10 protein-coding genes are annotated in these 11,859 nt (G+C 67.7%); 3 read left to right on the plus strand and 7 right to left on the minus strand.

What is annotated here, in order from left to right; translation table 11 throughout:
- Positions 1-92: 92 nt before the first annotated feature.
- The 3 genes from IPN02_10695 to IPN02_10705 form a co-directional block, all read right to left on the minus strand.
- Positions 93-2,543, minus strand: coding sequence for a DNA topoisomerase IV subunit A (locus IPN02_10695; protein ID MBK9297275.1), 2,451 nt, complete (start codon positions 2,541-2,543; stop codon positions 93-95).
- Between the two features lie 181 nt (positions 2,544-2,724).
- A complete protein-coding gene (locus IPN02_10700; protein ID MBK9297276.1) occupies positions 2,725-3,750 on the minus strand; it encodes an LLM class F420-dependent oxidoreductase in 1,026 nt (341 codons plus the stop codon).
- A 143-nt stretch (positions 3,751-3,893) separates the two neighbouring features.
- Positions 3,894-4,697 (minus strand): crotonase/enoyl-CoA hydratase family protein, encoded by an 804-nt coding sequence (locus IPN02_10705; GenBank protein ID MBK9297277.1) that lies wholly within the window; start codon positions 4,695-4,697, stop codon positions 3,894-3,896.
- Between the two features lie 123 nt (positions 4,698-4,820).
- Here IPN02_10705 and IPN02_10710 point away from each other — a divergent pair, with 123 nt between their 5' ends.
- Positions 4,821-5,546 (plus strand): class I SAM-dependent methyltransferase, encoded by a 726-nt coding sequence (locus IPN02_10710; protein MBK9297278.1) that lies wholly within the window; start codon positions 4,821-4,823, stop codon positions 5,544-5,546.
- Positions 5,547-5,549: 3 nt separating this feature from the next.
- Here the strand turns inward: IPN02_10710 and IPN02_10715 are convergent, their stop codons facing one another.
- Positions 5,550-5,855, minus strand: a complete 306-nt coding sequence (locus tag IPN02_10715) for a lamin tail domain-containing protein (GenBank protein ID MBK9297279.1) — start codon at positions 5,853-5,855, stop codon at positions 5,550-5,552.
- Here IPN02_10715 and IPN02_10720 point away from each other — a divergent pair.
- Positions 5,803-6,126: a hypothetical protein gene (locus tag IPN02_10720; protein MBK9297280.1), complete on the plus strand. Its 324-nt coding sequence runs from the start codon at positions 5,803-5,805 to the stop codon at positions 6,124-6,126. The two genes, IPN02_10715 and IPN02_10720, sit on opposite strands and share 53 nt — an antisense overlap.
- Before the next feature lie 21 nt (positions 6,127-6,147).
- Here IPN02_10720 and IPN02_10725 read toward each other — a convergent pair whose 3' ends face one another.
- The 3 genes from IPN02_10725 to IPN02_10735 form a co-directional block, all read right to left on the minus strand.
- The gene (locus IPN02_10725) at positions 6,148-6,621 is read right to left on the minus strand and encodes a hypothetical protein (protein ID MBK9297281.1); all 474 of its coding nucleotides are present in this window, start codon (positions 6,619-6,621) and stop codon (positions 6,148-6,150) included.
- A 157-nt stretch (positions 6,622-6,778) separates the two neighbouring features.
- Positions 6,779-8,401: a hypothetical protein gene (locus tag IPN02_10730; GenBank protein MBK9297282.1), complete on the minus strand. Its 1,623-nt coding sequence runs from the start codon at positions 8,399-8,401 to the stop codon at positions 6,779-6,781.
- Positions 8,402-8,560: 159 nt separating this feature from the next.
- A complete protein-coding gene (locus IPN02_10735; GenBank protein ID MBK9297283.1) occupies positions 8,561-10,417 on the minus strand; it encodes a hypothetical protein in 1,857 nt (618 codons plus the stop codon).
- A 128-nt stretch (positions 10,418-10,545) separates the two neighbouring features.
- Between IPN02_10735 and IPN02_10740 the strand changes: the two genes are divergently transcribed.
- Entirely contained in the window at positions 10,546-11,766 is a 1,221-nt protein-coding gene (locus IPN02_10740) for an acyl-CoA dehydrogenase family protein (GenBank protein ID MBK9297284.1), read from the plus strand.
- The last annotated feature ends 93 nt before the right edge of the window (positions 11,767-11,859 follow it).

The raw sequence follows: 11,859 nt of genomic DNA on the forward strand, positions 1-11,859 counted from the left end.
GGCCTGTGCCGACAAGCATTGGGGATGGCCAAGCATCAGCGGCGAGGGCCACCTACCAGCGGGGATGGCCGACCATCAGCGGCCTGGGCCACCTACCAGCGGCCTGTGCCGATTCCCAACCAGCGTCGGGTGGTCGCATGGCTGATCAGGTCGCGTCCGGTGATCTCCAGCGTGAGCGGTTCGGGGCTTGTGTCCGGACGGGAGGGGTTCTCTTCCTGGCCGACGACGACCAGGCGTCCGTTCTCGGGGCCCACCCAGGCCCAATCCAGGCGCTTCTCGCCGCGGAACTTGGTGAGGCGCACCCCGCCGGTGGCCCGGCCCTTGGCCGGGAGTGCGGCGACGTCGGTGGCCTTGGCGGTTTGGGCGTCGGTCACGCTGATCACCACCGCTCCTGGCACGACCGGACCTGCACCGACCACGGTCGCCCCGGAGGTCAGCTTCATGCCGGCCACCCCGCCGGCGGTCCGGCCCTGAATCGCAATGTTGGCAGCCGAGGTGCGCAGCGCCTGCGCATCGGAGGCCACGATGACGACGTCGGTATCGTCGTCGGCCTCGAAGGCGTCCACCAGGGAGTCGCCGTCCTTGAGCTTCATCGCCGGCTGTCCCGGGCGGGTCCCGACCAGCTCCTCGATGGTGATCCGCTTGGCTTGGCCACGGGCGCTCACCAGCAGCAGGGGTGCCGAGGCCCCGCCGAGATGGTCCCCTCGAGCGGGAGCGACGAGCCGCAACAGCACCTCCCCGCGCTCCAGGCCGAAGGCGTCGCCGACCGAGCTACCCCGTGACCTTCCGGCGACCGCATCGATCTCGGCGACGCTGGCCGAAACGGCTCGGCCGCCCGACGTGATCCCCCACACCGTCGCCTGGGTGGACGCGGTGACCCGATCGATCAGCACGTCGTGGCGGCCGAATGACGCCGCCTTGGGTCCGCCGACCGGCTCTACTCCCACCACGCCGGAACTGGACAATGCGACAACACAGGGTTCATCGGTGGCGGGCTCGTCGGAAGCGGCCGCCTCGACGGCGGTGACGTCGCTGAGCGCCTCGGGTGACACGATGCGGGTACGTCGATCCCGCCCGAAGGCGTCGACCAGCTCGCGCAGCTCCTTGAGCACCAGGGTGCGGCGGCGTTGCTCGGAACTCAGAATCAGCTCGAAGTCGGCGATCGCCTCTCGCAGCTCGGCGATCTCACCCTCCAGCTCCAGGCGGGCCAGCGCGGTCAGCCGGCGAAGCGGCATCTCAAGGATGTCGGTGGCCTGGATCTCCGACAGCGACAGCTCGGCCATCAGGCGCTCCCGCGCCTCGGGGGTGTCGTGGGAGGACCGGATGATCGACACGACCAGGTCGATCGCATCGAGGGCGATCATGCGCCCTTCGAGCAGGTGCAGCTTGGACTGGGCCCGGGCCAAGCGGTGCTCGGTGCGTCGAAAGATCACTTCGAGGCGGTGGTCGATGTAGTGCTGGGCCAGGCGGGCGACGCCCATCGTGGTGGGGACGCCGTTGACCAGCACCACGTTGTTGATGCCGAAGCTCTCCTCCAGCGGGGTCTGGCGGTACAGCTCGGTGAGCACCGCCTTCGGATTGACCCCGGCCTTGCACTCGAAGACCAGCCGCAGGCCCGACGTGCGGTCCGACAGGTTCTTCACGTCGGAGATGCCGCTGATCTTGCCGTCCCGGATGAGGTCCTGGGTGCGGGTCAGCACCCGTTCGGGTCCCACCTGGTAGGGCAGCTCGGTGACCACGATGCCTTGGCGGTTCTTGGTCACCTTGGTGATCTCGGCGGTGGCCCGGATGCGGAACGTACCTCGCCCGGTGGCATAGGCCTCGGCCAAACCGTCGTCGACGACGATGCCCCCCGAGGGGAAGTCGGGCCCTGGGAGCACCGCCATGATCTCCTCGATCGTCGGCTGGGGTCGGCGCTTGGTCATCACCAGCTCGACCAGATCGGCAACCTCGCGCAGGTTGTGGCTGGCCATATTGGTCGCCATGCCGACCGCAATCCCGCTGGTGCCGTTGACCAACAGGTTGGGTAGGCGGCCGGGGAGCACCACCGGCTCGTCGCGCTGACCGTCAAAGGTGGGCCGAAACTCGACGGTGTCCTCGTCGAGCTCGGCCAGCATCTCCTGCGCAGCTGGCGTCAGCCGACACTCGGTGTAGCGGTAGGCGGCCGGCGGGTCGTCGAGGCTGCCGAAGTTGCCGTGCGGGTCGATCAGGGTGACGACCCGGGAGAAGTCTTGTCCCATGCGGGTGAGAGCGTCGTAGATCGCTCCGTCGCCGTGGGGGTGGTACTTGCCCATCGTTTCGCCGACCACGCCGGCGCACTTGCGGTGCGGCCGGTCGGGGCGCAGCCCCATGTCCTCCATCGCGTAGAGGATGCGGCGCTGAACCGGCTTGAGGCCGTCCCGCACGTCGGGGATGGCCCGAGAGGTGATCACCGACAGTGAGTAGGCCAGGAACGACTCCGACATCTCCTCGGCGACGGGTACGTCGAGAACGCGCGCTGCGAACGTCGGGGGCTCGGTGAACAGTTCGCCCTGATCGGACACGGGTGACCTCCGGGGGTGGTGGCAGGCAGAACGGGTGTTCGTCAGCTTAGGGGCCGTCTGGTTGGGCCACCGTGAGGCCGCTACCCCCCAGGGGGGGGGGGGCCCCCGGGGGGGGTGGGGGGGGGGGGGGGGGACCCCCGGGGCTCACCCTCCAGCGTGGCGATTATCCGATGGCGTCGGGCTAGCCGCCCAGCACCAACTCGGCGGCGGTGCGGAGCCCGTCGACGTCGGACGCGTGGATCATCAGCGTGGTCACCGGCGAATCCCGCCAGACCGTCAGCCGCTCCCGGATGCGCTCCGGCGGACCGACCAAGGCGATCTCGTCGGCGAACGAGGCGGGAACAGTGTCGATCGCTCCGGCCTGATCGCCGGCGAGAAACAACCGCTGGATCTCCAGGGCGGCATCGCCCAGGCCCATTCGGGCCGCCAGTTTGGTGTGGTAGTTCTGCCCCTCTGCACCCATGCCACCGATGTAGAAGGCGAGCATCATTTGGATGCCGGCCAGGCCATCGGCGATCTCGGCCTCGCTCGGCCCGGTGACGACGAACGGGCAGATCACCGATACCTGGAAGTCGACGGCGGCCCCGGCCAACTGATCGGCGTACACGTCCTGGCGCCACGGCGAGTAGTACAGCGGAAACCAACCGTCGGCGATCTCTGCGGTTTGTGTGACGTTCTTCGGACCCTCGGCGCCGATGAAGATCGGGATCCGTCGGCGCAGCGGGTGGGTGATCGGCTTGAGGGCCTTGCCCAACCCGACCGAGCCGGGTCCGGTGTAGGGATGCTGATAGTGCTCCCCCTGAAAGTCGACCTTCTCCTCCCGGGCGATCACGCGCCGGATGATCTCGACGTACTCCCTGGTGCGGGCGAGCGGCTTGTTCGACGGCTGGCCGTACCAGCCCTCGACGACCTGGGGGCCCGAGACGCCGAGGCCGAGGTTGAAACGACCGTTGGACAGGTGGTCGATCGTCAACGCGTGCATGGCGGTGGCGGTAGGGGTGCGGGCGGCCAGCTGGGCGACGGCGGTACCCAGCTGGATCTTCTCGGTGACCGCTGCCAGATAGGCGAGGGGGCTGAAGGCATCTGAGCCCCACGATTCGGAGGTCCACACGGACGCGAAGCCGAGTCGCTCCGCCTCCTGGGTCAGCTCCACCAGATTGGGTGGCGGCAGCTGGCCCCAGTAGCCCCACATCAATCCCAGGTCCAGGTCGCCCACGTCTCGTCCCCCTCATCGGCCCCTCCGCGTGAGGGGTGCAGAGTCACAGTCTCTCACTCACGTCGAGCGTCAAACACGACGGTGGGGGAGCGGGTGGTTGTGCCCGCCGGGGCCGCTCGGGTCTTCCAGCCTGGCTACCGCCCGTGGAACCTGGGGGTTCGCTTCTCCTTGAAGGCACGAGGGCCCTCCTTGGCGTCCTCGGACGCGAAGACATCCCAGCCGTAGGTGAACTCGTGATCGAGGGCATCGGACTCGACCATGCCGTTGGTCTCTCGCAAGGTCCGCAGGATGGCCTTGACGGCGAGGGGGCCGTTGGCGGCGATGCGCTCGGCGATCTCCAGCGCCTTGGCGAGTGCCTGGCCATCGGGGACGACGTGTCCGACCAGGCCCAACTGCAGCGCCCTTTGTGCATCGATGTGATCGCCGGTCAACAGCAGTTCGGCTGCGACCGTATAGGGGATCTGGCGGGGGATCCGAACGACCGACCCGCCCATCGCATAAAGGGACCAGCGCACTTCGGAGATGCCGAACCGGGCTGATTCGCCGGCTACGCGAATCTCTGTGGCGCCGGTCAACTCGGTCCCGCCGGCGATCGCCTGACCCTCGGCGGCGGTGATCAGGGGCACGTTTGGACGCCAGGTGCGCAGCAATGCCTTCCACGGCAGATCCGGGTCGGCGGCCAAGCGACCCTGAACGTCGACGCCGCTGAGATCCTCGCCCTGGTGACCTCCGGCCATCTCTTTCAGGTCGGCGCCCGCACAGAAGTTGTCGCCGGCCCCGGTGATGATCGCCACCCGGATGTCGTCGTCGGTGTCCGCCTCCACCATGGCGTCGTAGAACCGCACCAGCACCTCGCCGTTGATGGCGTTCATCCGGTCGGGACGGTTGAGCGTCACGACCAAAACATGGCCGATCCGTTCGGTTAAGACTGCAGGCATCGATCTCCCCCGGGGTACGAATCCGCCCGTGAGACTAGTCGGGGCAAGACTGGTCGCTATGAGCCATCACCGTCGCTGTCGACGCGACTCCGTCGAGACCTCACGGCCGCGCTGGGACGCTGCATGACCCCTCGGATCGACGAGTCGACGAGTGGTGCCAACGAGCCACGGTTGCAACCGGGTCCGCCCGTGCTCGATGACGAGGGGGAGGGACGCCTGCTCGAGGTGCTCAACGACGCTCAGCGGCTCGGGTTTCTGGGGCGGGGGCCGGTGGAGCGCCACGTCTCCCATGGTCTGGGGTTCGCCGCAGCCTGGGCTGAGGTCGACCCGACGATGGCAATGGGAGCCGACCGCAGCCCGAGGCGGATCGCCGATGTGGGCTCTGGCGGGGGAGTGCCGGGCCTGGTGCTGGCGATGGCGAGCGAGGCCCACCTGGTGCTGGTGGACAACAAGACTCGTCGGACCGATTGGTTGAGCGAAGCGGCCTACCGCCTCGGGGTGGACGACCGGGTAAGCGTGGTGGCCCGGCCCGCCGAGGAGGCTGGTCAGGACCCCGAGTGGCGGGGAAGCTGCGACGTCGTGGTGGCGCGCAGCTTTGCTGGGCCGGCGCCCACCGCCGAGTGCGCCGCCGGGCTGGTGCGCCGCGGCGGGCTGGTGGTGGTCAGCGAGCCGCCCGAGGCCGGCGACCGCTGGGCCGGGCTGGTCTCGGCCCAGCTCGGTTACCAGGCCGTCCGCCTCGTCGATCGACCGGAGGGTCACTACGCCGTGTTGATCGCAGGCGGGGCACCGTTGGAAGCGCGCTTTCCGCGAACCTGGGCTGCCCAGAAGAAGCGGCCGATGTTCACCTGACCCTCAGCGGCGGCTCCCGGTGGCGTCGTAGCGATACGTGTCGAAGATGTTGCCGTTTGGGTCGAGGAGGAAGGCTGTGTCTCCGGAGTTGTTCCACACCGCCGAGTTGGACATGCACCAGTGCAGGTGGTCCGCCCGGTCGGTGCCACATCCGCTGGCCACGCGCACGGCGGCCCCCGCCGGCAGTTCGAAGCGGTCGGGGAACCCGTAGCGGTGCGACGCGGACTCGTCCTTGAGACCCCATCCGGTCAGGTCGATGGTCGAGTGGCCCGTGTTGGTAGCGCAGCAGGCGGCCGTATCGATCGCGATCGGTGGTGTCGGTCTCCAGGCGCACCTTGCCCCCGGACAGCAGTTCTGTCAGCCGCTCGGAGGCGACGTCGGCCAGGCACTCACCGTGCTCGGGGGCATCGATGCCGATCAGGCGCACCCGCTCGAGTGTGCCATCGACCTCAACGCTCAGCGTGTCACCATCGGTCACCCCGGCCACCGATGCAATGGGACCTTCGGGACGGTCGACCGGACCGGTCTCGCCGTGAGCAAGGCCACCACAATGCGAAGGCGGGTGGCGCGGGCGTGGTGATGCCGAGGAGCGGAGATGGCCTCAGCCGACGACGCAGGACGTGGCGGTCTTGGCGATCGTTTCCTTGAGCGCAGCGGCCTTGGACTGGTCGCCACCGTAGGAAGCGGCGAGTGCATCCCAGACCTGCTGGTTCAGCTCCGCATCGTTGTTGATCGCCTCAACGATGCAATCCACCTGTTCGGCGGTGATGTCCTGGGTCTCCAGCTGCTCTCTCAACACGTCGCCGGCTCCGGCACATCGAGGGCCGGCCTTGGCGACCGGTGCGATGAGCTCCTTCGGAATCGTCGTGCTTTCGCTGAGCTGGCCGTCCATCTCGGTGATTTGTTCCTCACCGGCCTCGGTGTAGATGTTCTCACCGATACAGATGGCCTGTTCCTCGCTCAGGGACGATTGGCTGCCGGTCGATTTGGCGAAGTTGGACGCGAAGTCCTCTTTCGATATCGATCCTCCGCAGCCGCTCAGGCACAGGCTCGTCGCAACGACGACGCTGATCATCAAGGTGGTCCAACGTCGCATTTGTGTCCCTGAAGGAGTGAGTGGATCTTCGGGCGGGGGCGAGCCAGACGCTAGTGGGTCGCCCTGCTCGACGCCGTGACGAAGCAGCAGCGCCGAAGCCGTGTCATCGCACAGCGGTAGCGACCGCTGCGCCGGTCTAGATGTTGCTGACGACCCATATGGTGGCCAGCACGACGCCGATGACGGCCGCCAAGGCGATCAGGAGGCCCAACAGGTTGGCGAAGGTCGATCGTTTGGATCGCTCCAGCCAGTCGGCGTGGGTGTCCGTCGTGCCCTCGACCCATCGGTCGACGTCGTCGCGATCGTCCTCGACCAACGCCTGGTCCTCGACGAAAAGGTCGGTCTCGACCGGCGAGGTGTCCTCAGCCTTCCGAGTCTTGGAGCGCTTGCGTTTGCGCTCACCTTTGCCCCGAGCCTTCGGCGTCGGCCCGTCGTCGTATTCCGGGTCGATCTCGCTGTCGCCGGCTTCATCGGCGCTGTGTTCATCCCGGTTGGGGGCGTCGAAGAACGCGTACAGCGCTGCCTCGTAGGCGTCGGAATCGGGCCCGTCGAGCGCATCCAGGTCGCTCGGTTTGGTAGAGGTGGGTGGCGCGGCCAGGTCCGAGGCCTCGAGTCGCATCTGCTCGGTACCATTGAGGTTGACCGCCTCGGTGGCGTTGGCCGCTGCACGAAAGCCACCGCGGTCGTCGTTGCGTTGGGTTGTGTCGTCGTAGTCCCACCAATCGTGACGTTCGACCCGTTCGCCGACCCGGTCCTCATCGGGTTCGTCGTCCGTGCGATCGTCGATGAAACGGTCATCGAGTTCGGCGAGCTCGCCAAAGACGTCATCCCTGGGGGTAGGTCTGGTCGTCGCTCCCTCGAGCAACCTCCCGGGTTCCTCAGGCAGCTCGGCGAGCTCGACGAAGTCGTCTGCCAGCGGCCGGGTGACGGCGACCGACTCGGTCGGGTCGGGTGAGCGATCGCGATGGTGTTCTGGCACGACATCGGTTCGACCTGACGGCACCGGGAGCTCGACGAAGTCATCAGCCGGCGGCCGGGTGGTGGCGACCGACTCGGTTGGGTCGGGGGTGCGATCGCGTTGGTGGTCTGGCGCGACATCGGTTCGATCTGACGTCAGCGGGAGGCCGGCGGATTCATCCGGTTCGGGTAGCCCGGCCAGCATCGTTTCCAAGCTGAAGAACTCGGAGTCGGTCCTGAACCGTGGTTGGGGGTCGAGGCGGTCGGCATCCGAGCTGGGCGGTTCGTCGGTGGTGAACAGCGAAAGGTTGTCCGGTGAATCCAACGCCGATTGATCGTCGAGGGGAATGCTCGCCCAATCGGTGTTGAGCTCGGAGGTGAGCCCCGGTGCCGAAGGGCTGGAATCGTCGAGCGGCAGCGGCGGAAACTCGTCTGGGAAGAGCACGAGGTTCGAATCCGTCTCGCTGCCGGGATCCTCGTCGTGGTCGGTGTGGGCCTGATCGAGTTCGCTCCAGCCACCGTCAGCCCCTTCGGAAACCCAATCGCCGTCGACCGGGTGGGGATCGGGGGTGTCGGTGTCGATCTGCTGGGTGGCTTCGGTCGGCGGGCCGGTGTCGTGGTCACCGATGTCGTGGTCAGTGACGGTGTGGTCTTCGGTGTCGGTCGGGGGGCCGTCGTCCTGTGCGTCCCCGATGTCGGTGTCGATGTCGAAGTCGACGCCGGTGTGGTCTTCGGCTCCGGGGGGGGGGGGGGGCGTCGTGGCGTGCGGTGTGGTCTTCGGTGTCGGTCGGGGCCGTCGCATGTCGGTGTCGATCTGGGTGGCTGCAGGGGGTCGGCTATCGGGCTGGGGTCGGCGTGATTCTCGGTCTCGGTGTCGACATGGTCTTCGGCTTCGGTCGGTGGGCCGGTGTCGGTGTCGATCTGTTGGGTGGCTTCGGTCGGCGGGCCGGCGTCGTGGTCGTCATCGTGTTCGCCACCGGTGTTGGCGGCCGTGACGGTGTGGTCTTCGGCTCCGATCGTGTGGCCGGGGTCGGTGTCGAGCTGGGTCGGGTGGTTGGCTGGGTGTCGCATGGTCTTCGGCTTCGGTCGGTGGGCCGGTGATCGCTTCAGCCGTGGAGGTCGGCGTGGTTTCGTCCTCAGGATCGACCTGCGGTTCGTGTTCTTCCTTGAAGAGATCGAAGCGCTGCCCCAAAGGCGCCGTCTCCGGTTCGTCGCTCCTCCAACCGATCGTCTCCTCGTGGTTGGGCGTAGCGGGGCTGTCAGACGGCGGCAGTCGATCGGCGAAGAGGCCTTCGTCCGTGTCAAACGGTGTCGTAGCTGCCACCGTTGGCCCGTCTAGCGGCTCGTTTGGTTCCGCTTGGGCCGGTTCGACCCACGAGTCGGGTGGGGTGATGTCGGGCGGCAGCGTGACATTCCGGCGGGGGCGCGGCTCGTCGGCTGGCGCGCTGTCCGGCTCGGGCTCGGTGAACAACGGTTCCCTGGCAGAGATGAAGACCGGCTCGTCCTCGGTCGTCGGTTTCTCGCGAACGGCGTCCAGCCGCCCCCGATCGGCCGCCTCGTTGAGCGCAGCACGACGACGATCGCGTCGACGTCTGAACAGGCCACGTTGTTTCGGGGGGGCCGTTGCGTCGTTCGGACCCTCGACCTTGGGCGGTTCAGCCCGGGACTGAGTGGTTTCGGGCTCGACGGTTGCGAACTCGAGGGACTCGAACTCGAACTTGAACGACTCGTTCTCGATCTCGGGCTTGATTTCCGAGGACTCGATCTCGTCGGACTGGATCTTGTCCGATTCGAGGTCAATGGTGCCGGGCTCGACGCCCTCGGTGCGTGCAGGTTCGAGATCGGCGGCCTCGAGTTGGACAGCCTCTACCTCGACGGGCTGGATCTCGACGGCCTCGATCTGGGCGGTCTCAGGCTCGACGGGCTGGATCTCGACGGCCTCAATCTGGGCGGTCTCAGGCTCGACGGGCTGGATCTCGACGGCCTCAATCTGGGCGGTCTCGGGCTGCGGCACGTCCTCGTCGATCCGCCACGGTTCGTTGCCCAGGGACGGGGGAGGCAGCGGTGTGTCCCCCGCTCGATCGGGCTCGCCCTGGGAGGCGATGTCGGAGAGGGAAAACTCGGCCGTGGCGGGCGCTGCTGGTTCCCCGGTCGGAGCGACGGGCGGCCGCCCGGCCTCAGCATCCGGTTCGGGTTGGCCGATGGTGGGGGGCGTCTGGGCGCCGTCGTCGGGGTCAAGGGGAGCGAGATCATCCTCAGCGAGCACGGCGTTGACGACGGTGGTGACCGCAGTCGGGTCAGCGTCGCTGGGGAGCACGCCGTGCTGGTCGGCCCGTTCGGAAGGACCGGAAGAGTCGTCGGTCGCTGAGGCGAAGGCGGCGATCGCTTCCGGGGTCAGCGCATCGATCTGTCCGGTAGGTGTCGACGCCTCGGTTGGCCTGGGCGAACCGCTGGGGTCTTCTCTGGCAAACGCCGACGGGTCCGGCGGATCGGGGCTGATCGGGCTGACCGGGCTGATCCTTCCGGCGGGTACCGGTAGATCCTCCAAGGGGCCGTCGACGTCCGCAGCCACGTCCACCTTGACGACCGGAAGCACGGCGGTGTCCTCGCTGGACGGACCATCGAACCGTTCGTGGGGAACCACCTCGGGGGGCGGCAGGACAGACCGGTCGGGCTTAAGGGGCACGTCGAAGGGCAGGTCGACGACATCGGTGCCCTGCGGTGGCGTCGGCTCGTCCTCCGAAAAAAACTCGTCCGCGGTGGCCTGATCCGAAGTGTCGGTCTCGAAGGAGCTCGAGTGCGGGCGCCGCTCAGTCACGATGTCAAACTGTACTCCCCGAATCAGCATCGATCCGGCGGCCATCGTGTCTTCCGACCAACTCTTGGCCGGAGCCCGAGACGGTGCCGGTAATCGGGCCCGACCAGTTGTTCCCGAAAGGCGATCCTGTGGATTTCGACGATACACCGGAAGAAGCAGCCGTCCGGTCGGAGGCTCGCCGCTTTCTGGACGCTCATGCCACGAGGCGAGCCGACCACGACAGCTCCCATCTGGGTAACCATCGTCCGGCCAGCATCGCCGCCGATCGCGAGCATCGGGCCCGGGCCGCCGCGTGGCAGCGCACCAAGCTGGACGGCGGTTGGGGAGCACCGTCGTGGCCCATCGAGCATGGGGGTCGGGGCCTGAGCCCGCATCTGGCCGCTCTCTTCGCCGAGGAGGAGGCCCACTACGACGTCTCGGCACGCTACTTCCAGGTTGGGCTCGCCATGGTCGGCCCGACGTTGATGGCCCACGGCTCACCCGAGCAGCTGGAGCGCTTCGTCAGCCCCCTGTTGCGGGGCGAAGAGATGTGGTGCCAGTTGTTCTCGGAGCCAGGAGCGGGGTCTGACCTCGCCGGGTTGGCGACTCGGGCCGTCGCCGACGGGGATGAGTACATCGTCTCCGGACAGAAGGTGTGGACCACCAGCGCGCACCTGGCCGAGTTCGGAATTCTGCTGGCCCGCACCGATCCGGACGTCCCCAAGCATCGTGGCATCTCCGCCTTCCTCGTCGACATGTCCTCGCCAGGCATCGAGGTGCGACCACTCCGCCAGATCGATGGAGCGGTGCATTTCAACGAGGTGTTTTTCGACGAGGTGCGGGTGCCGGCTGGGGCCCTCCTCGGAGGGTTCAATGCCGGGTGGGGGGTCGCGCTCACCATGTTGAACTTCGAACGGTCGGCGATCGGTGGGGGCGGCATGATCGAGTGGCCTCAAATCATGAATCTTGCGCGTGAACGTGGCGCCGGTCCGCTCGATCGCCAGGATCTGGCTCGGCTGTGGACCCGGCTCGAGCTGCTTCGCTTCCTCGGCTACCGGGTGCGCACGGCGATCACTCGGGGCGATCCGCTCGGGCCGGAGAGTTCGGTGATGAAGCTCGCCGTCTCTGCGTTTTACGAGGACGTCGGTAACGTGCTGATGGGTCTGCAGGGGCCCAACGGCACGTTGTGGTCCGACAGTGATCCCAACCGAGGCGTGTACACCGGCGTCTTTTTGTCGCAGTGGGCCCCACGGATTGGCGGCGGTACCGATCAGGTGCAGCGCAACATCATCGGCGACCGGGTGCTTGAGCTACCTGCCGAGCCCCGACCCGACAAGACCGAGCTGTTCAAGAACCTGCCCCGCAGCTGACGCTCGGACGCTGCCAAGGGGGGAGGGCGCCCGGGGGGCCCGGGCCCCCGGGGGGGGGGGGGGGGGGGGGGGAAGAGGTTGCGTAGTCGGGAG

It is taken from the genome of Candidatus Microthrix subdominans (genome assembly GCA_016719385.1).
In the GTDB taxonomy this organism is placed as follows: Bacteria; Actinomycetota; Acidimicrobiia; order Acidimicrobiales; family Microtrichaceae; genus Microthrix; species Microthrix subdominans.